Origin of the sequence: Curtobacterium sp. VKM Ac-1395 (assembly GCF_015350975.1) — a bacterium.
Classification (GTDB): Bacteria; Actinomycetota; Actinomycetes; order Actinomycetales; family Microbacteriaceae; genus Curtobacterium.
Window position 1 is genome coordinate 361,609 of record NZ_JADKRX010000001.1, and the last position, 24,007, is coordinate 385,615.

Below are 24,007 nucleotides of genomic sequence, written 5' to 3' on the forward strand. Positions count from 1 at the left end.
CTAGCGGACCCGGGTCTCGTGCTCGCGCACGATCCCGGTCAGTTCGATGTGGGCACTGCCGACTCGACGGCCGGTGAGCTCGCCGACGCGGTCACGGACCGCGGTGGCCGAGGTCGTGGCGCGGCCGACGAGGTCGTCGGCCGCGGCCATCGGGCCGGTGATGTCGAGTGCCAGGGACCCCTGGTGGTCACCGAGGGCCACCCGGACACGACGGGCCGGAGCACCGAGGTGTTCGGCGGCCACGGCGCGGGCGCACGAGGTCAGGGCGCGCGCCGTGATCTCGACGCGGCCCGGGACCTCCGGGCCGCCGGTCACTTGGAGCTCCGGCGTCCGGTCAGCACGTCGGTCAGGGCACCGCGGTCGATGCGTCCGGACACGAGGGCGGCCACGAGGGCGCCGATCGCGGCGAACACGACGACGAGGACGAAGCCCCAGAAGCCGAACTGCAGTGCGACGACTGCGAGGATGGCGCCGATCAGGGCGCCTGCGAGTGTGGTGCTCATGCGACGCGCGCTTCCTTCTTGTCGTCGTCCTCGTCGTCGTCACCCGGGATGAAGACGTCCTGGACGGTCACGTTGACCTCGGCGACCTCCATGCCGACGATCTGCTCGAGGGCACGGGCGACCGAGGAGCGGACGCCCTCGGCGACCTGCTGCAGCGGCACCGGGTACTCGGCGACGATGGTGATGTCCGCGGCGACCTGCTTCTCGCCGACCTCGACCTTGACGCCCTGCGAGAGGTCGCGCTGGCCGATGGCGTCGCGGAGGGCGCCGATGGCACGGGCTGCGCCGCCGCCGAGGCCGTGCACGCCGTTGACCTCGCGGGCGGCGATGCCGGCGACCTTCGAGACGACGGTGTCGTCGATGACGGTCTTGCCGGTGGTGGAGCCGGTGGAGCGAGCGGCCGAGCCGGTCGCGGTCGTCGCGGCCAGGGTGCCGGGGGTGGGGGTGGTCGTGGTGTTCGCCATGATGTCTCCTTCCGAGAGCCCGCCGGGTGTTCCCAGCGGTTGCTGTTCACGGATGAGACGGGCTGGGGTCGAGAGAAGTCACACGCCGATCGCGGTTCCCAGACTTCTGCCAGACAGCGGCCCGTTCTGGCCTGACTTGTCCCCCGTTCGGCGGACGAGTCAGCGTTCGACGCCGATTTCGTCCGCCGCGTTGCGTTCTGCACGGGCGACGGCCGCGGCCCGGACGGCGCGCAGATGTGCCATCGGCGTGGTGCCGCACTCGTCCTGGAACAGCTGCTGCAGGCGACGAGGACGTACCCCGGTCGCGTCGGCGATCGCCTGGACGGTGAGGTGCTCCCCGGCGTGCTCGGCGATGAACGCCATGGCCTGCCGGACTCGGGCGGAGGGCTCCCCGGTCGTGCCGTGCGGCCCGCGTGCTGCGGCGCGCGTCTCACCGGGGCTCTCCCCGAAGCGCTCCCGGTACGTCGCGGCGAACCGGCCGGCGTTGGTGAAGCCCCAGCAGCGCGCGACGTCGATGACCCCGTCCGTGGTGTCACCGTGCAGGAGCTGCCGTCGGACCTCGTCCAGACGGTGGTCACGGAGGAACCGGCTCGGGGTGACGCCGAGCGTGCGGACGAAGACGTCCTGCAGGCTCCGTTCGCCGAGGCCCGCGGCGGCCGCGATCGCCCCGACCGACGGCCGTTCGCGCGCGTGGTCCTCGATGTGGCGGATGGCGTCGCGCAGGCGGTTCGCGAGCGGGACGTCGTCGTCGACGTCCCGCAGCGGGAACGTGTCGAGGACGACGACGGCCAGGCGCCGGTTCAACGCCGTGCGCATCGCCCCCTGCACGCGGTCGTCGAGGAGCGCCGGGGTGAGTTCGCGCAGCAGCCGACGGAGGGGCTCGCGCCGGGCGACGACCTCGTCCTGTTGCGCGAACAGCAGCGGGCCGTCGGGCTGCCGGTAGCCGAGCTCACGTGCGACCGTGCGGAGGAACCGGTCCGCGACGTGCACGCCGTTGTAGACCGTCTCCTCGGACTCGAACCGGTAGGCCTCGGACGCCGAGGCGATGTACGGAGCACCCGGTCGGACGACGCGGACCCGGTCGGCGAAGTGCATCTCGAGCGTGCCCTGGGACAGCCAGAAGACGACGTGGTCCTCACGCGGGCCGATGACGCCCGTGCGCCGACCGCCCGTCGCGCGCATGGTCCGGAGGGACAGGTCGTCGTCACCGACCACCGTGTACTCGTACCGGGTACCGGGAGCGACCCGCGTCTCGGTGAAGAACTCCGACCCGCGGTACTCCGAGCTGAAGATCGCGTCGTAGTCGGTGCCGTCCTCGTCGGAGAACCGCAGTCGACGGAATCCGTTGGACGACGTGCTCACGCGCCCATCCTCACACCCGTACCGGGTCCGGGTCGATCACCGTGGTCGGGGGCCAGCGTCCGACGGGTCGCCCGGTCCGGAGGACACTCAGGGTGCACGAGCACACTCGCCAGCACACGGCAGCGATGCCGCCCACCCACCCTGGAGGACGACCATGGCAGGCAAGCACGAGCAGATCCGCGGCGAGTCGGACCGCGCCGACGGGGTCGAACCGGCCGCGGGCGCCTTCGTCGACAGCGACATCCCGGGCGAGGAGTCGCCGCGTTCGGAGGAGCCCGTCGGCGAGTTCGTCGAGAGCGACATCCCGGGCGAGGCCACGCCGACCAGCACGGGCACCGACGGCGAGTACGTCGACTCCGAGATCCCTGGCGACGCGGACGAGGGCACGGCACGCGCGTCGGCCGAGGTCGGCCACTACGTCGACACCGGCACGGGCACCGACGACACCGAGAACGGCTGAGTCCGCCCCGTCAGTCGACGAGCTGCGCCTGCGTGAGCAGGCGCAGCGTCTCGACGCCCGCCGGCGGGCACCGGTCCGCGTCCGCCGAGCTGACCCACTCGACCTCGTCCACCTCTGCGGAGGCGACGGGCGAGGCGGTGTCCAGCGGGCCTCCCGATCGGGCCAGGAAGAGCGTCATCGCGACCACCGTGCCGGGCGCCTGTCCGTGCGCCGGTTCCGTCACGACCGCGAACTCGTCGACGTCGGCGGTGGTGAACCGCAGACCGGTCTCCTCGAGCGCTTCACGGACCACGGCCTGAACGGCCGTCTCGCCGGGCTCGACCTTGCCGCCGGGCAGGTAGAGGACGTCACGCCCACGCGCCCGCACCATCAGGACCCGACGGTGGCGCACCAGCAGGAGCGCGCTCACCTGCAGGACGGGTGGGAGGCTCAGCTGGCGTCCGCAGCGTCGTCGCCGTGTGCCGGGGCGGTCCGGTCCGCCAGCGGCACGACGGGCGTCGGCACGTCCAGTTCCGCTTCGGGTTCCGGTCGGACCCCGTAGAGGGCGTCGAGCGCCTGGACGAACTCGTCGCCACGTCCCGCGCGCCCGAGCTCCCTGGCGCGGACCGACGGCCGGTGCAGCAGCACCCCGACCAGGTGCCGCAGCGCCCGCTCGGTCTGCTCCGCGGACTCCGGCGTGACGTCCCCACGTCGGGTCGAGCGCTCGATCTCGGCGTCGAGGATGTCGAACACGTGCTTCCGGAACGCCACGAGCGCCGGCGTCGTCGACTGCTCCATCGACTGCGCGCGGAAGCGGGACACGGCGTCCTCGACCATGGCGCGGGCCTCGGACTCGGCGTTCAGCTCGGACACCGGCGCGTGGATGCTGATGGTCTCGAGGTCGAGGAGCTCCGTGCCCTGCACCTGCGCGGCCGCGGGGTCGACGTTGCGGGGGAGTCCGAGGTCGATGACGATGCGTCGGACCCCGTCGTCGAGGTCGGCGGCGCTGATGACCGGCACCTCACTCGACGTGCACGTGATGACGACGTCGCTCGACGTGATCGCCTGGTGCAGGTCGTGCGCGGCGACGAGGTCGTGCTTGGCGGCGAACCAGGGGGCGCGGCCGGACGGCGAGTAGACCTGGATCCGCTCGGCGCCGCGGTCACGCAGGGCGGCGATCGTGGTGGCGGCGTAGCTGCCGGTGCCGACGAGCAGCACGTTGGCCCGGGCCCAGTCGGTCACGCGGGACGACGCGAGCTCCAGCCCGAGGCGGACGAGCGAGCGTCCGGCGGCGCCGATGCGCGTGCGGGTCTTGACGCCGCGGGAGGTGTGGGCGGCTTCCTGGAACAGGCGCTCGAGGTCGGAGGTGGTGGTGCCGTTGGCGCGGGCGTCCTCGAGCGAGCGGCGGACCTGCCCGGAGATCTCGGTCTCGCCGATGACGACGGACTCGAGGCCGCTCGACACGGCGAAGAGGTGCTGGACGACGTCCTTGCCGCCGAGCACGGACACGGACTCGAGGACCTCGGTGCCGACGAGCCCGCTGGCCTGGGCCACGGCGTCGACGGTGGCGGACACCGCGGAGTCGCGGTCGTCGCCGGCGAAGTCGAGGTAGGCCTCGAAGCGGTTGCAGGTCGCGAGGACCACGGCGCCGTCGAGGACGTCGGAGTCGGTGACCAGTCTGCTGGCCGCCGCGGGGGCGCCGATGCTCAGTCGCTCCAGGAGGTCGAAGCTGGCGTTGCGATGCGACGCCGTGAGACAGATGAGCACGTACTCGATGGTACCGCGCTCGGTGGGAGAATCGTGCGGTGACCGACGCATCCACAGCCGCACTGCCAGCCACGCACCCGCTCGCCGACGGACGGACCGCCGGATCGGCGCTGGTCCGGGCCCTGCGGGGTGACCGTCCGGAGACGCTGCCGGTCTGGTTCATGCGCCAGGCGGGCCGGTCGCTGCCCGAGTACCGCGACCTGCGCGTGGGCACCGCGATGCTCGACGCCTGCCTCGACCCGGCGATGGCGTCGGAGATCACGCTGCAGCCGGTCCGTCGGCACGGGGTGGACGCCGGCATCTTCTTCAGCGACATCGTCGTGCCGATCAAGCTCGCCGGCGTCGACGTCGAGATCGTCCCCGGCCGCGGGCCCCTCCTCGGTTCGCCGATCCGCACGGTGGCGGACGTCGACGCGCTCGAGGCCCTCGACCCGGCCGCGCTGGCCCCCATCGCCGAGGCCGTCGCCCGCACCGTGGCCGAGCTCGGCAGCACGCCGCTCATCGGGTTCGCCGGGGCGCCGTTCACCCTCGCGGCCTACCTGGTCGAGGGCGGACCCTCGAAGGACCACATCCGCGCCCGCACGCTCATGCACGCCGACCCGGTGACCTGGTCGCGCCTGCTGGCCTGGGCAGCGGGGGTGTCGGGGACGTTCCTCCGGGCGCAGGTGCTCGCCGGCGCCTCGGCGGTCCAGCTCTTCGACTCGTGGGTCGGCTCGCTGTCGCGGGAGGACTACCTGACGCACGTCGCACCGCACTCGGCCGAGGCCCTGTCACACGTGGCCGACCTCGGCGTCCCGCGCATCCACTTCGGCGTCGGCAGCGGTGAGGTCCTGCGGGACATGACGACCCTCGGTGGCGTCACGGTCGCGGTCGACGCCGTCGGCGTGGACTGGCGCCTGCCGCTCGACCAGGCCGTCGAGCGCGTCGGCACCGGTGTCACCGTGCAGGGCAACATCGACCCGGCGATGCTCTCCGCTCCGTGGGACGTCCTCGAGGCCCACGTGCGCCAGGTCGTGCGCCGCGGTGGGGCCGCCCGTGCCCACGTCGTGAACCTCGGTCACGGTGTCCCGCCGGAGACCGACCCCACCGTGCTGACCCGCGTCGTCGAGCTCGTGCACGCCCTGGGGAGCGGCGCCGAGGCCTCCGCGTGACCGAGGCGATCGTCGTCGGTGGCGGGGTCGCCGGGCTGCTCGCGGCTCGGGACCTCGCCAAGGCCGGGGTGCACGTGGTGCTCGTCGAGGCCTCCGGCGTGCTCGGCGGCATGATCCGTCGGCACACCGTCGCGGGGATCGACCTCGACATGGCCGCCGACTCGTTCGCCACCAGGACGGACGCCGTCTCCTCGCTCGCGATCGAGCTGGGGCTCGGCAACGAGATCGTCTCCCCGGACCCGCGCGGTGCCTGGCTGATGACGCGCGACGGCCGGACCGCCCCGATGCCGGCGACCGGGCTCCTCGGCATCCCCGGCGTCCCGATGGCGGCCGACGTGCTCGCCGTCGTCGGGCAGGGCGGCGGGCTCCGCGCCCAGATGGACTCGCTGCTGCCGGCGCCCGTCGGTGCCCGGGCGACCTCGCTCGGCGCGATGGTCCGGAAGCGGATGGGCGCCAAGGTCCTCGACGACCTCGTGGTGCCCGTCGTCGCGGGTGTCCACTCCACGCACCCGGACGACCTCGATCCCGACCGGGTCGCTCCCGGGCTCCGCGACGCGCTCCTCCGCGAGGGCTCCCTCGCCCGGGCCGTGCTCGCGCTCCGGCAACGGGCGACCGCGGGGTCCGCCGTGCAGGGCATCCGCGGCGGCATCGTGCGCATCGTGGACGAACTCGTCGCCGACCTCGAGACCTGGCACGTCGACGTCCGGCTGCACACCCGGGTGACCCGGGTCGACCGGGCCGCGGTCGAGGTGACCGGCGCCGACGGCACCACCGAGCGCCTGGTGGCCGACCACGTGCTCTCGGCGGTGTCCGACCCGACGCGGACGACGGCGGCGACGCGGACGGGCATCGAGCTGGTCACGCTCGTCGTCGACCAGCCGGAACTCGACGCGGCGCCCCGGGGCACGGGCATGCTCGTGCACCCGGCCGCCACCGGTGTCCGGGCGAAGGCCCTCACGCACGCGACGGTGAAGTGGCCGTGGCTGGCCGACGCTGCCGGCGGACGCCACGTCCTGCGGCTCAGCTACGCGACCCCGGCGGCCGACGCGGCGGACGTGGCCACGAGCCTCCCGGTCGACCCCACGAGCGAGACGGGCGTCCGGGCCACGACGGACGCGAGCGCCCTGCTCGGCCTGCCGGTGGACGCGGCACGCGTCCTCGGTGCCGCCTCGGTGCGGTGGCACGGCCCGGACACGCAGGCCGCCGGCCTGGCGGAGGGGGTCGTCGGCATCGGCGAGGCGTCGAGCGGGCGCGGGCTCTCCGGCATCGTCACCACGACCAGGGCAGCGGTCCGCGCGCTCCTCGGTTCCTGAGCGGACCGCTGACCCGCTGAGGGCTACTGTTGGTGGAACGCCGGGGGACATCCCTCTCGGCGCGCATTCCACGCACACTGACTTTCGGAGGAACCATGCGAGGCAGGCTCCTGTTCGTCGCCGGCGCAGCACTCGGGTACGTCCTGGGATCGCGAGCCGGACGGGCGCGCTACGAACAGATCAAGACCGTCAGCGGCAAGATCTGGAACAACGACAACGTCCAGAAGAGCGTGCACGGCGTCGAGGAGTTCGTCGCCGACAAGACCCCGGACGTCGCCGACTTCATCGGTGAGCAGACCAAGAAGGTCGTTCGCAAGGTCGGTCAGAAGAAGGACGACACGACCTCATGACCGACACGCGTGACCGGAAGTCGCGATCGCTCTTCGGTCTCGTCGGGGACGTCCCCCAGCTCGTCAAGAACCTCGTCAAGGGCGAGATCGCGCTGCTGAAGGCCGAGCTGATGGGGAAGGCGAAGGTCTTCGCCCTCGCCGCCGGACTCCTCGTCGCCGCGCTCGTGATCGTGCTGTACGCGATCGGCGTGCTGCTCACGGCGGCCGTCATGGGCCTCGCGACGATCATGCCCGCGTGGCTCGCCGCGCTCGTGCTCGCGTTCGTGATGCTCGTCGTCGCCGCGATCCTCGGGTTCGTCGGCTGGAAGCGGTTCAAGAAGGGGCTGCCGATCACGCCGAAGCGCACGATCGACAGCGTCAAGAACGACATCAACGCGGTCAAGGGCCTCGGCAAGAAGCCCACGCCCGAGATCCAGCACGCGTCCCGCAAGCCGGACGTCAGCGGCCGGTTCTGACGCCTGACGTGTCGACCGTCCCCGCACCACACCGAGGAGTCCCAGTGACCGACCAGCACGACGACATCGCCGACCGCGTCGCGAAGACCCGCGCCCAGCTCTTCGACACCCTCGACGCGATCGAGGACAAGCTCAACCTGCCGAAGCAGCTCGGCATCGCGGCGTCGAAGGTCAAGCGCGGCGTCGTCGAGAAGCGCCCCGAGTACCTGGCCGGGGTCGCAGCGGGCGTGACGGTGGTCGGGGGTATCGTCGTGCTGGTACTCCGACGGCGGTAGATCCGACAGGGGTCGCCCGCGGTCACGGGGTGCTCGCCGGTGTGGGGACCGGCGACGACAAGTTCCTTGCAACCGATAGGACAATGGACCGCATGAGTTCCACCGTGCCCGCGCACGACAGCACCAGCACCCCGCACGACCCCTCTCCCCACGGCACCTCGCCGCACGAGACCGCACCGGACTCGGGCGTCGACCCGAACCTGCTGACGGCCTACGCGCTGTGGGCGGTGTTCCGCCGCCCCGTCGGTGCGGTCACCCGCGTCGGTGACGACGGCGTGGCTGAACTCGACGCCGTCGTCGCCCGCGGCGCCGAGCACGGCGTCACGATCCGCGGCTTCTACGACGTCTCCGGCTTCCGCGCCGATGCCGACGTCATGATCTGGCTGCACGGCGACGACGCCCAGGCGATCCAGGCGGTGCTGCGCGACGTCCGCCGGACCGCGCTCTTCCAGGACGCCGAACCGGTGTGGCACGCGATGGCCATGCACCGCGAAGCCGAGTTCAACAAGCGGCACACGCCCGCGTTCCTCCGCGGCAAGGACCCCGAGGCCTGGATCACGGTGTACCCGTTCGTCCGGTCCTACGAGTGGTACCTCCTGCCGGAGGAGGAGCGCTCGAAGATGCTCCGCGACCACGGCATCCAGGGCGCCAAGTACCGCCGCGTCCTGACGAACACCATCGCGTCCTTCGCGCTCGGCGACTACGAGTGGATCCTGCCGCTCGAGAGCCCCGACCTCGTCGACCTCGTCGACCTGATGCGCGACCTCCGTTACACCGAAGCCCGCATGCACGTGCGGGAAGAGGTCCCCTTCTACACGGGTCGTCGCGTGACGACCGCCGAACTCCCGGAGGTGCTGTCATGACCGACACCAGCCAGATCACGAACGGCCGCCCCGTCCTCGCCGCCACCGCCGCCGCGGCGTCCGGTCCCGAGCACGTCGAGGTCCCGACGGCGTACGACGCCATCCTGCTCGCCGGCTTCGGCGGTCCCGAGGGCCAGGACGACGTCATCCCGTTCCTGCGCAACGTCACCCGTGGCCGCGGGATCCCGGACGAGCGACTCGAAGAGGTCGCCCACCACTACCGGCACTTCGGCGGCGTCAGCCCGATCAACGCGCAGAACCGTGCGCTCAAGGCAGCGCTCGAAGCCGAGCTCGAGCGCCGCGGCATCGACATGCCCGTGCTCTGGGGCAACCGCAACTGGGACCCCTACCTGGCGGACGCCTTCACCGAGGCCGCCGACAAGGGCTACGGCAAGCTCATCGCGATCGCCACGAGCGCCTACTCGTCGTTCTCCAGCTGCCGTCAGTACCGCGAGGACTACGCCCGCGTGCTCGACGAGACCGGCCTGATCGACACGATCCAGATCGACAAGGTCCGGCAGTTCTTCGACCACCCCGGCTTCGTGCAGCCGTTCGTCGACGGCGTCCGTGACGGCCTCGCCCGCGCGATCGCCGAGAACGACGGCCTCGACGTCGCCACCGAGCTGCGCATCCTGTTCTCCACCCACTCGATCCCGTCCACCGACGCAGCCAAGTCGGGTCCGGACTTCCGGGGCTTCGGCGACGGTGGTGCGTACGCCGCCCAGCACGAGGCCGTCGCGCAGGTCGTCCTCGACCGGGCCTGGGCCGAGCTCGTCGAGCAGCCGGAGCACGCGCACCTGCAGGGCACCACGAAGCCCGCGTGGAAGCTCGTCTACCAGTCGCGTTCGGGCCCCCCGACGCAGCCGTGGCTCGAGCCCGACATCAACGACTACATGAACGAGGAGCTCAAGGGCGGTCCCACCCGCGCCGTGCTCATCGTCCCGCTCGGCTTCGTCAGCGACCACATGGAGGTCATGTGGGACCTCGACGAGGAAGCCACCGAGACCGCCGGTGAACTCGGCTACTGGTCGCTCCGCACGCAGACGCCCGGCATCGACCCGGCCTACGTCGCGGGCCTGGTCGACCTGGTCCTCGAGCGCGTCAACGGCGTGCCGACGTCCGAGCGCCCCCACGTCACGGACATCGGCCCCTGGTACGACGTCTGCCGTCCCGGCTGCTGCGAGAACGAGCGGGCCGGGTTCAAGCCGGCTGCCGCGGGTCTGGCGCCGTGACCGAGGGCACCCCGACGCCGATCCGTCTCGGCACCCGCGCCAGCCGCCTGGCGGTCGCCCAGTCCCAGGACGTGGCCGACCGCCTGGCGGCGGTGTCCGGGCGCCCGGTCGAGCTCGTCACCGTCACGAGCGAGGGCGACACGAACCGTGCCTCCCTCGCCAGCCTCGGCGGCACGGGCGTCTTCGCCAGCGCCCTCCGCGAAGCCCTGGTCGCCGGTGAGGTGGACGTCCTCGTGCACTCGCTGAAGGACCTCCCCACCGCGCCGTACCCGGGGCTGACGATCGCCGCCGTGCCGAAGCGCGCTGACGCCCGCGACGTCCTGGTCGCCAGGAACGCCGCCACGATCGACACCCTGCCCGAGCACGCCAAGGTCGGCACCGGGTCGCCCCGTCGCGCCGCGCAGCTCCGCGCGAAGCGTCCGGACATCGACGTCGTCGACATCCGCGGCAACATCGACACCCGGCTCGGCCGGGTGCAGGACGACCTCGACGCCGTGGTGCTCGCCGCTGCCGGGCTCGGCCGCATCGACCGCCTGGGTGAGGCCACCGAGCTGCTCGACCTCGGCTTCTGGCCGAGCGCGCCGGGTCAGGGGGCGCTGGCCATCGAGACCCGCGCGGACGAGACCGACCGCAACCTGCTCGCTGCGCTGCGCAAGATCGACCACGCCCCGACCCGCCTCACGGTGGCCGCGGAGCGCGAGGTCCTCGCCAAGCTCGAGGCCGGCTGCTCGGCCCCGATCGGTGCCACGGCCATCGTCGACGCCGAGATGCTGCTCGTCTCCGCCACGGTCTACCGTCCCGACGGCACCGAGTACCGCACCGCGTCCCACGCCGCGGTCCTCGACGGCTCCCCGCAGGACCGTCTGGACGAGGCCCTCGAGGTCGGTGGCCGCGTCGCGACCGAGCTGCTCGAGAACGGCGCTGGTGCGCTCGCCGACCTGGCCGACACCGTCGCCGAGGACACCACCGACGGCCCGTACACCGCTGGCCCGGGTCTCGCGACCCCGGCAGAGTAGGACGCCCACCACGAACTCCGCCGTCCCCGCCACGGACCAGGTCCCGCCACCGGTGGTCCTCGTCCCGCGCGGTGGCGCGTGGGGTGACCGGGTCGCAGCAGCCGCACGCCAGCGCGGGCTCGACCCCGTGGTGGTGCCGCTCATCGCGACGGAGCCGCCGACTGACGCAGCGGCCCTCGACCGTGCTGTCCGTCGTCTGGTCGCCGCCGTCCCGGACAGGAGGGCCTCCTCGCCGTCCGCAGGCGCCGACCGGCCCGACGTGGCCGGGTACGCGTGGCTCGTGGTGACCAGTGCGACGGCCGTCACCGTGCTCGCCGGACGGGTGCCGAGCCTCCCGTCCGGTCTGCTGGTGGCAGCGGTCGGTGAGCCGACCGCGCGTGCCGCCCGTGCTGCGGGGTGGTCCGTCGACCTCGTGCCGCAGGACGCCTCGGCCGCCGCCCTCGTCGCTGCCCTGCCGGCGACCGACGGCGCGGTCCTCTTCCCCCGCTCGGAGATCGCTGCGCCCACCCTCGTGGACGGGCTGCGCGCCCGCGGGATCGCGGTCGACGACGTGGAGGCGTACCGTACCGTGGGGACCGGCGACGAGCCGGTCGCCCTCGACCCGGCGCCCGACGCGGTGCTCGTGACGAGCGGCAGTGTCGCCCGCGAGATCGCCCGCCGGATGACCCCGCTCGACCCCCGCACGCTCGTGGCCTGCATCGGTCCCGGCACCGCCACCGACGCCCGGACCGCCGGTCTGCCCGTCCACGTGGTGGCACCGAGCAGGTCCGCCGAAGCCCTCCTCGACGCCGTCGTCGAGGCACTGCACCAACCCGCCCCCGATCAGGAAGGTCACCCGTGACTGGACGCTTCCCGCAGGTCCGCCCCCGACGCCTGCGTGCCACCCCCGCCATGCGACGACTCGTCGCCGAGACCCGGCTGCACCCGGCCGAGCTCGTGCTGCCGATGTTCATCCGCGAAGGCGCCACCGACGCCGTCGACATCTCGAGCATGCCGGGCGTGCAGCAGCACTCGCTCGACTCGTTCCGTCGGGCGCTCGTGGGCGCGGCGGAGCAGGGCGTCGGCGGGGTCAACCTGTTCGGCGTGCCCGTCACGAAGGACGCGGACGGCTCCGGCGCGACCGACCCGGACGGCATCCTCAACGTCGCGATCCGCGTCGCTCGGCAGGAAGTGGGCGACGCCCTCGTCGTGCAGTCCGACCTGTGCCTCGACGAGTTCACCGACCACGGGCACTGCGGTGTGCTGGCAGCCGACGGCTCCGTCGACAACGACGCCACGCTGCTGCGCTACCGCGACATGGCGGTCGCCCAGGCCGAGGCGGGCGCCGAGCTCGTCTGCATGAGCGGCATGATGGACGGCCAGATCGCCGCCGCACGGGACGCCCTCGACGCCGCCGGGCACTCCGGCACCGCGCTGCTCGCCTACGCCGCCAAGTACGCGTCGGCGTTCTACGGGCCGTTCCGCGAGGCCGTGTCGTCCTCGCTCGTGGGGGACCGCCGGACGTACCAGATCGACGCCGCCAACGGTCGACAGGGGCTGCGCGAGGTCGCACTCGACGTCGACGAGGGTGCGGACATCGTGATGGTGAAGCCCGCGATGAGCTACCTCGACGTCCTCGCCGAGACCGCGGCCACCTCGCCCGTGCCGGTCTGGGCGTACCAGATCTCCGGCGAGTACGCGATGATCACCGCGGCCGCCCAGAACGGCTGGATCGACCGCGACGCCGCCGCCATGGAGTCGCTCGTCGGCATCAAGCGCGCCGGTGCGGACGCGATCCTGACCTACTTCGCCGTGGACATCGCGCGGAAGCTCAACGAGGAAGCGGGCCTCCGCACCTCGGGCAGCACCGCGGACGTCGCCGGCATCGCCTCGACCGGGAAGGCCCCCGAATGACCACGGCACCGACCACGAACGGCCAGCTCTTCAGCCGGGCCAAGAACAGCATCCCGGGTGGCGTGAACTCGCCGGTCCGTGCGTACGGCTCGGTCGGCGGCACGCCCCGCTTCCTCGTCTCCGCGAAGGGCGCGTACGTCACCGACGCCGAGGGCCGCGAGTACGTGGACCTCGTCGCCTCGTGGGGCCCGGCGATCCTCGGGCACGCGCACCCGGGCACCGTCGAGGCCGTGCAGCAGGCCGCCGCGCGCGGGCTGTCCTTCGGGGCGTCCACGCCGGGGGAGACCGAGCTCGCCGAGCTCGTGAAGCAGCGGGTGTCGGTCGACGGCGACGGTCCGATCGAGAAGCTCCGCATGGTGTCCACCGGCACCGAGGCCACGATGACGGCGATCCGTCTGGCCCGCGGCTACACCGGTCGTGACCTCCTGGTGAAGTTCGCCGGGCACTACCACGGCCACTCCGACTCGCTGCTGGCCGAGGCCGGCTCGGGCGTCGCGACGCTCTCGATGCCGGGCAGCGCGGGCATCACCGCCGAGACGGCCGCGCAGACGCTCGTGCTGCCGTACAACGACCTCGACGCCGTCCGTGCCGCGTTCGACACCCACTCCGAGCGCATCGCCGCCGTCATCGTCGAGAGCGCCGCCGCCAACATGGGCGTCCTGGCACCCGATCGCGGCTTCAACCGTGAGCTCGCCCGGATCACGCAGGCGCAGGGCGCGCTGCTCATCGTCGACGAGGTGCTGACCGGCTTCCGTGTCGGTGCGGCCGGCTGGTGGGGCCTCGAGGCCTCGAAGGTCGTCCCCGACGGCGCCGGGTGGAAGCCCGACCTGATCACGTTCGGCAAGGTCATCGGCGGCGGCATGCCCCTCGCCGCCCTCGGCGGGCGTCGCGAGGTCATGGACTTCCTCGCTCCGCTCGGCCCCGTCTACCAGGCGGGCACCCTGTCCGGGAACCCGATCGCGGTCGCCGCGGGCATCGCCACGCTCCGGGCCGCGACGCCAGAGGTGTACGCGCACCTCGACCGCACCGCGGCGACCATCGCGGCCGCGACGAGCGAGGCACTCTCCGCCGAGGGCGTCGCCCACAGCGTGCAGCGTGCCGGCAACCTGTTCTCGTTCGCGTTCTCCGAGCAGGCGCCGCGCAACTACGACGACGTCCGCGCGCAGGACGTCTGGCGGTACGCGCCGTTCTTCCACGCGATGCTCGACGCCGGGGTGACCCTGCCGCCGAGCGTGTTCGAGGCGTGGTTCGTCACCGCGGCCCACGACGAGCGTGCCGTCGGCCGAGTGCTCGACGCGCTGCCGGGTGCGGCGAAGGCTGCGGCGGCCGCGACGGCCTGACGCGGGACGCCGTGCGGGCGTCTCGCCGGGTCTCCGGTGTCTCGCCCGTGCGTGTTGGCAAAACGCCGGTGTCTTGCCAAGACGCCGCAGGTGTTCGCGGCGTATCGCCCAGACACCGGTGTCTTGCGGACTCTCACGTCCCGCCGCACGTCGCGACCTGGGCGCGTCACGCCCCGTGTGACGGCCGGGAGGCTCCACTCGGCTCCGCAGCGCGGCGTGCGTGCCAGCGGCCCCCGTCCCGCACGATCGCGAGGGGGAAGTCGAACGCGTGGGACACCGCCGCCGACGTGATGACCTCGTCCGCGGGACCCTGCGCCACCGCGGCACCGTCCCGCAGCAGGAGCGCGTGCGAGGTCGAGGTCGGCAGGTCCTCGAGGTGGTGGGTGACCATCACGCTCCCGAGCTCGGGATGCCGCTGACGGAGGGCGTCGACGGTGTCGAGCAGGTGCTCGCGGGCGGCGACGTCGAGCCCCGTCGCGGGTTCGTCGAGGAGCAGCAGCTCGGGCTGTGCCATGAGCGCGCGGGCGATCAGCGCACGACCCCGTTCCCCCTGCGACAGCACGGGCCAGCGGGCGTCGCTCCGGGCAGAGAGCCCGACGTCGGCGATGTGCTGCTCGGCGCGCTCGACCTGGTCCTCCGTGGGGGTCCACCGTGTCATCAGGTCCGTCGTGCCCGTCAGCCCGGTGAGCACGGTCTCGCGCACGGTCAGCGGCGAGAGCATCCGGTGACGCGGGTCGACGTGGCCGATGCGCTCACGGAGGGCCCGGACGTCGACGCGACCCAGGCGGTTCCCGAGGATCTCGACGGTGCCGGCCGAGGGGTGCCCGGTGGCGCCGAGCACGGCGAGCAGGGTCGACTTGCCGGCACCGTTCGGCCCGAGGAGCGCCCAGTGCTCCCCGCGCCGGACGGTCAGGTCGATGTCGTGCAGCAGGTCACGGCCCGAGCGCGTCACGCGGACACCCTCGGTGTGCAGGAGGACGGAGTTCACCACCCCATCGTCGCCCATCCGGAGACCCATCCGGAGACCGGTCCGGTCCCCGTCGCGGGTGTCAGTCCCGCGCGGCGCGGAGCGTCTGCAGGTGGTCGTCGAGCGTCCGGGCGAGGGCGCGGATCACGGCGGCGGCTGCTTCCCCGTCGCGCCCGGTCACGGCGGCCCGGAGCGGGTCGAGGGCCTGCTTGACGTCCCAGAAGATGAACTCCTCGGCAGTCAGTGCGAGGAACTGCACGCGCGGGACGAGCGAACCCGTGAAGGTCTCGAGCAGCGCGTTGTCGGTCGCGCGCACGAGCAGGACCAGCAGGGCGGTGAGGTCGCGGTTGACCGCGCGGTCCTCGGCCTCGGCGTGGGAACGCAGGTCCTCGATGATGCCCAGCGCGGCCTTCTCGCCGGCGGCGTCGAGCTTCGGGACACCCCAGCGGGCACCGAGCTCGGCGAACCCGAGCATCACCTGGAGTGCGTCGTCGAACTGCTTCGCCGAGGGGGTGGCGATGCGGGTGTAGCGGTTCGCCTCCATGTCGACGAGGCCGTAGTCGACGAGCTTCGCGATCGCCTCGCGGATCGGCGTGCGACTGACGCCGAGCCACCGGACGAGCTCGTCGTCGTTGAGCCGCTCACCCGCCTGGAGCGTGCCGTCCTGGATCGCGGCGAGCATCTTCTCGAGCACGACGTCGCGCAGCAGCTTGCGCGGGGAGTTCTCGACGGTCGACTTGGGTACCGGCATTCCGGACTCCTCACGTGACGGACGGTCTTGTATCCCACATCCTAACGAGGCATTCGGCAAACGCTTGCGAAAACACGGCCGAGCGGCTCAGCGACGCACGTCGACGATCGTCCGACCGCGCACGGCACCGGCGAGGACGTCCGGCCCGATGGCGATCGCGTCCTCGAGTCCGACCGTGCGGGTGACCCGGGCGAGCAGCCGTGGGTCGAGCTCGTCGGCGAGCAGGTCCCAGGCCTGCCGACGGAGCGCGGCGGGGGCGTCGACCGAGTTGATCCCGAGCAGGGAGACCCCGCGCAGGATGAACGGCAGCACGGTGGTCGGCAGCTGCACGTCCTGCGCCAGCCCGCACGCCGTCACCGCTCCGCCCCACCGGGTCGACGCGAGCAGGTTGGCGAGGGTCGCCCCGCCGACGCTGTCCACGGCACCGGCCCACGCGGCCTTCTGCATCGGTTTGCCCGGTTCACTGATCGAGGCACGGTCGATGACGTCCGTCGCGCCGAGCTCCTGCAGGGACGCCCGGTTCGTCACCCGCCCGGTCGAGGCGGTCACCGTGTACCCACGGGCTGCGAGCAGCGGGATCGCGACCGAACCCACGCCGCCCGAGGCGCCGGTCACGACGACGGGGCCGTCGGTCGGGGCCACGAAGCGTGCGAGCGCCAGCACGCTCAGCGCAGCCGTGAAGCCGGCCGTGCCGATCGCGGCGGCGAAGTCGTCGGACACGGCGTCGGGGAGCACCACGAGCGACGCCGCGGGGACGACCGCCTGCGAGGTCCAGCCGCCGTGCCGGGTCTCGCCGGCGCCGGCACCGTTGAGCGTGACCCGGTCGCCGATCGCGACGTCGTGCACGCCCGGCCCGACGGCGGCGACGGTGCCGACCACGTCCACGCCGGGCACCAGCGGGTCGATCCGGGCGACGCCGGGGTCGCCCGCGAGGGCGAGACCGTCCTTGTAGTTCACGCTCGAGTACGTGACGTCGACCAGCGCCTCGCCCTCGCCGGGGTCGGGGACGTCGACCTCGGTGACGGTCGGGGCGGCGGAACGGGAGACGAGGACGGCGCGGCTCATGCGCCGGACGCTACCCCGAGCCTCCCGACCGGGCGCGACGGCGACCGCCGCCGCGACGGCGCGCCCCGAGTCAGCCGAACAGGATCGCGGCCTCGTCGAACCGCGACTGCGGCACCGTCTTCAGCTCGCCGAGCGCGTCCTCGAACGACACGTGCACGATCTCGGTCCCGCGCAGCGCGACCATGCGGCCCCAGCGCTGCTCGACCACGGAGTCGACGGCGGCGAGCCCGAGCCGCGTCGACAGCACCCGGTCGTAGGCGGTGGGCGTGCCACCGCGCTGGATGTGGCCCAGCGTGGTCGCCCGGGTCTCGATGCCGGTCATCTCCTCGATGAGCGGCGCGAGGCGCTCCCCGATCCCGCCGAGGCGCGGCCGACCGAAGGCGTCGAGGCCGCGCTCCGAGTGGGCGTTGTCCTCGTGGTCGGGGACGAAGCCCTCGGCGACGACGACGAGCGGGGCGCGTCCGCGGTCGTAGGCGGAACGGACCCACGAGGCGATCTGGTCGAGCGACGTCTTCTGCTCGGGGATCAGGATCGCGTGCGCGCCGGCGGCCATGCCCGACTGCAGCGCGATCCAGCCGACGTGCCGGCCCATCACCTCGGCGACCATGCAGCGTGAGTGCGACTCGCCGGTGGTGCGGAGGCGGTCCATGGCCTCGGTCGCGATCTCCACCGCGGTGTCGAAGCCGAACGTGTAGTCCGTGGCGCCGAGGTCGTTGTCGACGGTCTTCGGCACGCCGACGATCTTCAGCCCCGCGTCCGTCAGGCGCTTCGCCGCGGCCAGGGTGCCCTCGCCGCCGATCGCGATGATGGCGTCGATGCCGTGCCGGGTGAGCACGCGCTCGATGTTCTCGACGCCGCCGTTCGGGCCCTCGAAGGGGTTCGTGCGGCTGGTGCCGAGGATCGTCCCGCCCTGCTTGGCGATGCCCTGGATGTCCTTGCGCCCGAGCGGGACGATGTCGCCCTCGACGACGCCGCGCCAGCCGTCCCGGAAGCCCACGAACTCGTACCCGTGGATCGCGATGCCCTTCAGGACCGCAGCCCGGATGACGGCGTTGAGGCCGGGGCAGTCGCCGCCGGAGGTGAGGATGCCGATGCGCATGATGGGGACTTCCGGTGTCGGGTGGGTGGGACGGGTCCCATCTTGGCTGACGGTGGTTTCGCTTACCATCCCTGTCATGCAGCAGGTCCGTCTCGAGTCGCGTCCCACGGGCGGCGCGCGTCTCGACACGGTCTACCGTCCAGGAGGCCCACTGGACCTGGCAGCGACCCTCCGGCCCCTGCAGCGCGGCTCCGGCGACCCGGCCTTCCGGGTGGTCGGGTCCGACGTGTGGCTCGCGCTCCGCACGCCGGTGGGCCCCGCCTCCGTGCTGCTCCGGCGGACCGGGGACGCGGTGGCGATCTCGACGTGGGGCGACGGCGCCGCGTGGGCGCTCGAGCACGCCCCGGACCTGCTCGGCCGCGGGGACGACTGGTCCGACCTCGACGTCACGGCGCACCGGTTCCTCGCCGACGCCCACCACCGGCAGCCCGGGCTCCGGCTGTGCCGCACGAACACCGTCGTCGCGATGCTCGTGCCGGCGATCATGGAGCAGAAGGTCACCTCGCGACAGGCCTGGGGCGCGTGGCGGTACCTGCTGCGGCGCCACGGCACGCCGGCTCCCGGGCCGGCACCCGACGGCATGGTCGTCCCACCGTCCGCCGAGGAATGGGCCCGCATCCCGAGCTGGGAGTGGCACCGTGCGGGCATCGAACCCGGTCGCAGCGCCACGGTCATGCGGGCGGTCAAGGTCGCGGCGTCGCTCGAGCGCACCCTGTCCCTCGGTCGCGGTGGGGCCGTCGTCGCCGCGCGGCTGCAGTCGATCCCGGGCATCGGGGTGTGGACGGCCGCGGAGACCACGCAGCGCTCCCACGGCGACCCGGACTCCCCGAGCGTCGGGGACTTCCACGTGCCGGCGCTCGTCGGGTGGGCGCTGACGGGCGGTCCGGTCGACGACGACGGCATGCTCGAGCTGCTCGAGCCGTGGCGTGGGCACCGGCACCGCGTCGTCCGGCTGATCGGCGGCAGCGGCTTCCGGAAGCCGGCGTTCGGGCCGCGCATGACGATCCAGGACCACCGCCACCACTGACGGCGGTGCTCGGGCCGGGTGGCCTGCTGCTCAGTCGACCAGGTCGGCCGGGCCCAGCGCGCTCTCGAGCCGGGCGCTGACGGACCGCAGCGTGTCCGCGTCACCGGCCACGGGCCTCCAGAACAGCTGCTCGAGTGCCGCGGTGTGTGCGCGGATGCCGGCGAGCACGGCGCGACGCCCGTCGGGGGTCATCACGACCCAGCTGCCACGGCCGTCGGTCGGGCAGTCCGTCCGCTCGACGAGCCCGCGGGAGACCATGCGGGTGACCTGGTGGCTGACGCGTGACTTCTCCCAGCCGATGCCCGCCGCGACGTCGCGCACACGCAGACGGTGGTCGACCTGGCGGTGCAGCCCGATGAGGATCTCGAACTCGGGCGTGGAGATCCCGGCGCCCTGCTGCACGGCGTGGTCGAGCGCCCGGTCCAGTCGTCGCCAGACGTCGTGGTACGCGTCCCATGTGGCCCAGTCGCGGTCCACGTCGCCCTGCTTCGACATGTCGTCAGCGTATCCATGCGGACGGGTCCTCGCGGGCAGGATCATCCACCAGGATGACGCTCAGCTGACTCTTCGCCGTCGTCCGGCGTGCTCCGAGGTCATGCCGGTGCGTCGCCATACGATCGATCCATGGCGACCGCTCGACTCCAGGACTGCACCGACGACGTCGTCGCCCTCGTGCGGCGGTGGATCGGCGCGTCCGCCGACGTCAAGCCCGACCCGGGGGCGGCGCGGCTGGCGGCGGTCCTGCGCGACGAGCAGGGCCTCGACTTCACGCTCGGGTTCGTCGACCGGGTCGTCCGGCCCGAGGACCCGCGGGTCGCGGCGCGCCAGCTCGAGGAGATCAGCCAGGACGTCCCCGACGAGCTGGCCTGGTACCTCCGCGGTGCCGTCACGCTCGGCGGCGGGTTCGCGACGATGGCGCCGTGGGCCGTGGTCCCCACCGCCCGTCGGATCCTGCGCCGGGTGGCCGGGCACCTCGTCGTCGACGCGGCACCGTCCAGGCTCGGACCGGCCCTCGCGAAGGTCGCGGACGGCGGGTCCGTGCTCGACGTGCACCACCTCGGTGAGACCGTGCTCGGCGTCGCCGGGAGCGACCGACAGCTGCAGCGCACCATGGACCTCGTCCGACGCGACGACGTCGACCGCGTGACCGTCTCCGTCGGCACCGTCGTGCCGCAGATGTCCCTCTGGGCGTTCGACCAGACCGTGGAGCGCATCGCCGACCGGCTCGAACCGCTGTTCCGGCTCGCGGCGTCGACCCCGGGCACCGAGGGCCGCCCGACCACGTTCGTCACCCTCGACACCGAGGACCACCACGACCTCGACGTGACCGTCGCCGCGTTCCGGCTGCTGCTCGACCGCGACGAGTTCCTCGGGCTGCCCGCCGGCGTCATGCTGCAGGCAGCGCTCCCCGACACCGCCGGGGTGCTCGAGTCCCTGACCGAGTGGGCCGTCGCCCGTCGGGCCCGAGGCGGGGCACCGATCACCGTCCGGCTGACCGAGGGCGCCTCGCTGGCGACCGAGCGCGTCGACGCGCTGCTGCACGACCGGCCGCTCGCCACCTGGGGAAGCGCGACCGAGACCACCACCGCGGCCCTGCGGCTGCTCGACACCGCACTCACGCCGGAGCGCACGGACGCCGTGCACGTCGGGGTCGCCACGCAGGACCTCTTCACCCTCGCCACCGCGTGGGTGCTCGCCGAGCATCGCGGGGTGACCGACGCGCTCGAGGTCGAGATGCAGCTCGGCATGACCGCGACGCACGCCGAAGCCGTGCGTGCCGACGTCGGTCGGATCGTGCTGTCCACCCCGGTCGTCCACCCCGACGAGTTCCGCTCGGCGATCGGTTACCTGGCCCGGCGGCTGCAGCAGAACGCCGACCCGCAGGGCTCCGCCGCCGGTGCGTTCGAGATCGACCGCGACCAGGCCGCCTTCGAGCGGGAACACCAGCGTTGGCTCGGCGCCGTCGCCGCGCTCGACGAGCCCGTGGCGGCGACGCACCGCACGCAGGACCGCCGCCGAGCCCTCGGCGAACCCGTGCCGGCAGCGCCCACGGCGGCCACGCCGGACACCGACCCGACCGTCCCCGCGAACCGGGCCTGGGCCGCCGACGTGCTGCGTCGCGTGCCGGCGTCGAAGGCCGGCGCGCAGACCATCCGCGGCGCCCGGGTGCTCGACCGCACCAAGCTCGAGCGCATCATCCGCAGCACTGCCCAGGCCGGTGTCAACTGGGGCCGCCAGGACCCGGTCGACCGTGCCGAACTCCTCGAGCTGATCGCGCACGAGCTCGAGACCCGGCGTGCCGACCTGGTCGAGGCCGCGGTCGCCGAGACCGGGGCCACCCTGGCCGAGGCCGACGCCGAGGTCAGCCAGGCCGTCGACCACGCGTTCATCGCCGCCGAGCAGGCCCGTGGGCTGTCGGACGTCACGGACGCGACCTTCGTGCCTCCGCGCCTGACCGTGGTCGCACCCTCGTGGGACTCCCCGATCGCGGCCACCGCCGGCGGAGTGCTCGCCGCGCTCGCCGCCGGCAGTGGCGTGCTGCTGAAGCCCGCCCCCGAGGCCAAGCGGACCGGGGCCGTCCTGTCCGACGTGCTCTGGGACGCCGGGGTGCCGCACTCCCTCCTGCAGCTCATCGACCTCGACGAGGACGTCCTCGGCCGCCAGCTCATCGCGCACCGGGCCGTCGACCGCATCCTGCTCACGGGCTCCACCGAGACGGCGAGGTCCTTCACGTGGTGGCGCGCCGGACTCCCGCTCACCGCGGACACCGCCGGCAAGAACGCGATCGTGGTCACCCCCTCGGCGGACTTCGACCTGGCGGTGCGTGACGTGGTCCGCTCGGCGTTCGGTCGAGCGGGACAGCAGCGCACGGCGGCGTCCCTCGTGGTGCTGGTCGGTTCGGTCGGCGAGAGCGAGCGCTTCCGCCGGCAGCTCGTCGACGCCACGCGCTCCCTCCGGGTGGCCTGGCCGGACGACCCCGCTGCGCAGATGGGGCCGCTCGTCCACGAACCGGCCGGTGCCGCACTGCGCGGGCTCACCGAGCTCGGCCCGGGGGAGACGTGGCTCGTCCAGCCCGAGGCGCTCGACGACTCCGGGCGGCTCTGGTCCCCGGGCATCCGGGACGGCGTCCGACCGGGCAGCGACTTCCACCAGACCGAGTACGGCGTGCCGGTGCTCGGGATCATGCGCGCCGAGACGCTGCGGGACGCCATCGCGATCCAGAACGACACCGACTTCGGCCTCACCGCCGGGCTCCACTCGCTCGACGTCGACGAGGTCGCCGACTGGATGCACCGCGTCCGTGCCGGCAACCTCGTCGTCAACCGGCCCACCACGGGATCGGTGGTCCGACGGCAGCCCCCTGGTGGCTGGAAGCGGTCCGCCGTCGGCCCCGGCACGAAGCCCGGTGGGCCCTCGTACGTCGCGTCGCTCGGACGGTGGGAGCCGGTCCCACGGACGGTGCACCAGAGCATCCAGCTGCACGGGCTGCCGGCGCGGGTCGCCGCCGTCATCGAGGCCGCCCGCAGCGGACTGCGGTTCGAGGAGTTCGACCAGGTCCGGGCGGGCGCGCTCAGCGACGTCCGGGCGCGGAAGACCCGGTTCGGCAGCGCGCGGGACACCGCGGGGCTCGGCGTCGAGCGGAACGTCCTGCGCTACCGACCCCAGTCCGTGATCCTGCGGCAGTCCGACGGGGCCTCCAGCGGGGAATTCGTCCGGGCGCTCGTCGCCGCGACGGCCGCTCGTGCCCATGTCCTGCTCAGCACGGCCCGCCCGCTGCCGGGTCCCCTGACGCAGCTGTTCGCCGCGAGCCGGCCGCCGCTCGACGTCGTCGACCACCTGGTCGAGTCGGACGAGGAGTTCCTCGCCCGTGCGGAGTCGGGCGCGGTGTTCCGCGACAACTGGTCGAACCCGACCGACGAGCCGCAGGACGCGCTCGACATCGTGCTCTCGCAGGCGCGCGAACAGCCGAAGCACACCGCGTTCGGCGGCCCCGGTGCGCGCATCCGGCTGGTCGGCGGGGACGCACTGGCGCTCGAGGAGGCGCTGGGCGCGAGCATCGACGTGGCGATCTTCGACGCGCCGGTCGTCGAGGCCGGCCTGATCGAGATGCTGCCGTACCTCCGCGAGCAGTCGGTGTCGGTCACCACGCACCGCTTCGGGTCGATCGACCCGCGGTTCGCGGCCCTGCGCATCTGACCGTCAGGCGGGGCGTTGCGGCGGTGACCAGCGCCTCCTGGCCGGTGCCGGTGCCGGTGCCCGTGCCGGGGCGGGCGCGGCTCATTGCTTCTGCTCAGCAGACATGACGGATCCGGTCGGCGGAACGCGCGTTCCACCGACCGGATCCGTCAGCCGTACGAACGAGGACGGGTCAGTCCTCGGTGTCGCCCTCGTCCTCGGGCTCGACGCCGGTCTCGTCCATCCGGTCGCGCAGGTGGTCGGCCATCGACGCGGCACCCTCGGTTCCGTGGTCGTGGTTCACCTGCTCGATCAGACCCGACAGCTTCTCGTGGTTGGTCGCGTCCGTGGCGCCGTCCATGACGGGTTCGGTCTGCTCGTTGTCACTCATGATCGGGACGCTACGCGCGGTTGCCGTGCGTGTGCGTCGAGCCTGTCCACGCTGTCCCTCGAACTGGGGGAGACAGGTGCTCTGTCCCCCTTTCGGCGGACCGGCTAG

At 73.1% G+C, this 24,007-nt stretch carries 26 protein-coding genes; 14 read left to right on the plus strand and 12 right to left on the minus strand.

Translation table 11 applies throughout. The features are described from left to right. The 4 genes from ITJ68_RS01865 to ITJ68_RS19450 all read right to left on the minus strand — a co-directional run bounded on the left by ITJ68_RS01865 (nt 1) and on the right by ITJ68_RS19450 (nt 2,329). The gene (locus ITJ68_RS01865) at nt 1-315 is read right to left on the minus strand and encodes a hypothetical protein (protein WP_194659647.1); all 315 of its coding nucleotides are present in this window, start codon (nt 313-315) and stop codon (nt 1-3) included. Further along, complete coding sequence (locus tag ITJ68_RS01870; RefSeq protein WP_194659648.1) at nt 312-503, minus strand: DUF2273 domain-containing protein; 192 nt, start codon at nt 501-503, stop codon at nt 312-314. The genes ITJ68_RS01865 and ITJ68_RS01870 overlap by 4 nt, the downstream gene beginning before the upstream one ends. Further along, a complete protein-coding gene (locus ITJ68_RS01875) occupies nt 500-967 on the minus strand; it encodes an Asp23/Gls24 family envelope stress response protein (RefSeq protein WP_194659649.1) in 468 nt (155 codons plus the stop codon). The genes ITJ68_RS01870 and ITJ68_RS01875 overlap by 4 nt, the downstream gene beginning before the upstream one ends. A 159-nt stretch (nt 968-1,126) precedes the next feature. Next, on the minus strand, nt 1,127-2,329 hold the full coding sequence (locus ITJ68_RS19450; RefSeq protein WP_194659650.1) for a helix-turn-helix domain-containing protein: 1,203 nt from the start codon (nt 2,327-2,329) through the stop codon (nt 1,127-1,129). A 154-nt stretch (nt 2,330-2,483) separates the two neighbouring features. Here ITJ68_RS19450 and ITJ68_RS01885 point away from each other — a divergent pair, with 154 nt between their 5' ends. Continuing rightward, nucleotides 2,484-2,789, plus strand: a complete 306-nt coding sequence (locus ITJ68_RS01885; RefSeq protein WP_194659651.1) for a hypothetical protein — start codon at nt 2,484-2,486, stop codon at nt 2,787-2,789. Nucleotides 2,790-2,799: 10 nt separating this feature from the next. On the opposite strand, the gene ITJ68_RS01890 is transcribed toward ITJ68_RS01885, so the two are convergent. Together ITJ68_RS01890 and ITJ68_RS01895 are read right to left on the minus strand one after the other, a co-directional pair. Continuing rightward, a complete protein-coding gene (locus tag ITJ68_RS01890; RefSeq protein WP_323743184.1) occupies nt 2,800-3,198 on the minus strand; it encodes an NUDIX domain-containing protein in 399 nt (132 codons plus the stop codon). Nucleotides 3,199-3,218: 20 nt separating this feature from the next. Continuing rightward, complete coding sequence (locus ITJ68_RS01895) at nt 3,219-4,535, minus strand: glutamyl-tRNA reductase (RefSeq protein WP_194659652.1); 1,317 nt, start codon at nt 4,533-4,535, stop codon at nt 3,219-3,221. A 38-nt stretch (nt 4,536-4,573) separates the two neighbouring features. Between ITJ68_RS01895 and hemE the strand changes: the two genes are divergently transcribed. The 11 genes from hemE (at nt 4,574) to hemL (ending at nt 14,423) form a co-directional block, all read left to right on the plus strand. Continuing rightward, a complete protein-coding gene (gene hemE, locus ITJ68_RS01900; protein WP_323743185.1) occupies nt 4,574-5,686 on the plus strand; it encodes a uroporphyrinogen decarboxylase in 1,113 nt (370 codons plus the stop codon). Further along, complete coding sequence (locus ITJ68_RS01905) at nt 5,683-6,999, plus strand: protoporphyrinogen/coproporphyrinogen oxidase (protein WP_194659653.1); 1,317 nt, start codon at nt 5,683-5,685, stop codon at nt 6,997-6,999. The genes hemE and ITJ68_RS01905 overlap by 4 nt, the downstream gene beginning before the upstream one ends. A 95-nt stretch (nt 7,000-7,094) precedes the next feature. Continuing rightward, nucleotides 7,095-7,349, plus strand: a complete 255-nt coding sequence (locus tag ITJ68_RS01910; protein WP_194659654.1) for a hypothetical protein — start codon at nt 7,095-7,097, stop codon at nt 7,347-7,349. Next, nucleotides 7,346-7,804: a phage holin family protein gene (locus ITJ68_RS01915; RefSeq protein WP_194659655.1), complete on the plus strand. Its 459-nt coding sequence runs from the start codon at nt 7,346-7,348 to the stop codon at nt 7,802-7,804. Before ITJ68_RS01910 ends, ITJ68_RS01915 begins: the two co-directional genes overlap by 4 nt. 44 nt (nt 7,805-7,848) lie before the next feature. Then, the gene (locus tag ITJ68_RS01920) at nt 7,849-8,079 is read left to right on the plus strand and encodes a hypothetical protein (protein ID WP_194659656.1); all 231 of its coding nucleotides are present in this window, start codon (nt 7,849-7,851) and stop codon (nt 8,077-8,079) included. A 92-nt stretch (nt 8,080-8,171) separates the two neighbouring features. Next, nucleotides 8,172-8,942, plus strand: a complete 771-nt coding sequence (gene hemQ, locus ITJ68_RS01925) for a hydrogen peroxide-dependent heme synthase (protein WP_416354628.1) — start codon at nt 8,172-8,174, stop codon at nt 8,940-8,942. Then, nucleotides 8,939-10,174 (plus strand): ferrochelatase, encoded by a 1,236-nt coding sequence (locus ITJ68_RS01930; RefSeq protein WP_194659658.1) that lies wholly within the window; start codon nt 8,939-8,941, stop codon nt 10,172-10,174. The genes hemQ and ITJ68_RS01930 overlap by 4 nt, the downstream gene beginning before the upstream one ends. Beyond that, nucleotides 10,171-11,190, plus strand: coding sequence for a hydroxymethylbilane synthase (gene hemC, locus ITJ68_RS01935; protein ID WP_194659659.1), 1,020 nt, complete (start codon nt 10,171-10,173; stop codon nt 11,188-11,190). Before ITJ68_RS01930 ends, hemC begins: the two co-directional genes overlap by 4 nt. Before the next feature lie 52 nt (nt 11,191-11,242). After that, nucleotides 11,243-12,031, plus strand: a complete 789-nt coding sequence (locus tag ITJ68_RS01940) for a uroporphyrinogen-III synthase (protein WP_194659660.1) — start codon at nt 11,243-11,245, stop codon at nt 12,029-12,031. After that, complete coding sequence (gene hemB / locus ITJ68_RS01945; RefSeq protein ID WP_323743186.1) at nt 12,028-13,083, plus strand: porphobilinogen synthase; 1,056 nt, start codon at nt 12,028-12,030, stop codon at nt 13,081-13,083. The genes ITJ68_RS01940 and hemB overlap by 4 nt, the downstream gene beginning before the upstream one ends. Then, nucleotides 13,080-14,423 carry a glutamate-1-semialdehyde 2,1-aminomutase gene (hemL, locus tag ITJ68_RS01950; RefSeq protein ID WP_194659661.1) on the plus strand — a complete coding sequence of 448 codons (1,344 nt, stop codon included), beginning with the start codon at nt 13,080-13,082 and terminating at the stop codon, nt 14,421-14,423. Before hemB ends, hemL begins: the two co-directional genes overlap by 4 nt. 166 nt (nt 14,424-14,589) lie before the next feature. On the opposite strand, the gene ITJ68_RS01955 is transcribed toward hemL, so the two are convergent. From ITJ68_RS01955 to ITJ68_RS01970, 4 genes are all read right to left on the minus strand, one after another. Beyond that, complete coding sequence (locus ITJ68_RS01955) at nt 14,590-15,411, minus strand: ABC transporter ATP-binding protein (protein WP_323743187.1); 822 nt, start codon at nt 15,409-15,411, stop codon at nt 14,590-14,592. 61 nt (nt 15,412-15,472) lie between these two features. Next, on the minus strand, nt 15,473-16,141 hold the full coding sequence (locus tag ITJ68_RS01960; protein WP_194659663.1) for a GntR family transcriptional regulator: 669 nt from the start codon (nt 16,139-16,141) through the stop codon (nt 15,473-15,475). A gap of 87 nt (nt 16,142-16,228) precedes the next feature. Then, the gene (locus tag ITJ68_RS01965) at nt 16,229-17,206 is read right to left on the minus strand and encodes an MDR family oxidoreductase (RefSeq protein ID WP_194659664.1); all 978 of its coding nucleotides are present in this window, start codon (nt 17,204-17,206) and stop codon (nt 16,229-16,231) included. A gap of 70 nt (nt 17,207-17,276) precedes the next feature. Then, the gene (locus ITJ68_RS01970; protein ID WP_071278774.1) at nt 17,277-18,305 is read right to left on the minus strand and encodes a 6-phosphofructokinase; all 1,029 of its coding nucleotides are present in this window, start codon (nt 18,303-18,305) and stop codon (nt 17,277-17,279) included. Between the two features lie 76 nt (nt 18,306-18,381). Here ITJ68_RS01970 and ITJ68_RS01975 point away from each other — a divergent pair, with 76 nt between their 5' ends. Continuing rightward, nucleotides 18,382-19,332, plus strand: a complete 951-nt coding sequence (locus ITJ68_RS01975; RefSeq protein WP_194659665.1) for a DNA-3-methyladenine glycosylase family protein — start codon at nt 18,382-18,384, stop codon at nt 19,330-19,332. A 30-nt stretch (nt 19,333-19,362) separates the two neighbouring features. Here ITJ68_RS01975 and ITJ68_RS01980 read toward each other — a convergent pair whose 3' ends face one another. Beyond that, entirely contained in the window at nt 19,363-19,827 is a 465-nt protein-coding gene (locus ITJ68_RS01980; RefSeq protein WP_194659666.1) for a MarR family winged helix-turn-helix transcriptional regulator, read from the minus strand. Between the two features lie 129 nt (nt 19,828-19,956). Here ITJ68_RS01980 and ITJ68_RS01985 point away from each other — a divergent pair, with 129 nt between their 5' ends. Continuing rightward, a complete protein-coding gene (locus ITJ68_RS01985; RefSeq protein ID WP_194659667.1) occupies nt 19,957-23,529 on the plus strand; it encodes a proline dehydrogenase family protein in 3,573 nt (1,190 codons plus the stop codon). 172 nt (nt 23,530-23,701) lie between these two features. Here ITJ68_RS01985 and ITJ68_RS01990 read toward each other — a convergent pair whose 3' ends face one another. Continuing rightward, nucleotides 23,702-23,899, minus strand: a complete 198-nt coding sequence (locus ITJ68_RS01990; protein WP_194626941.1) for a hypothetical protein — start codon at nt 23,897-23,899, stop codon at nt 23,702-23,704. Nucleotides 23,900-24,007: the final 108 nt, after the last annotated feature.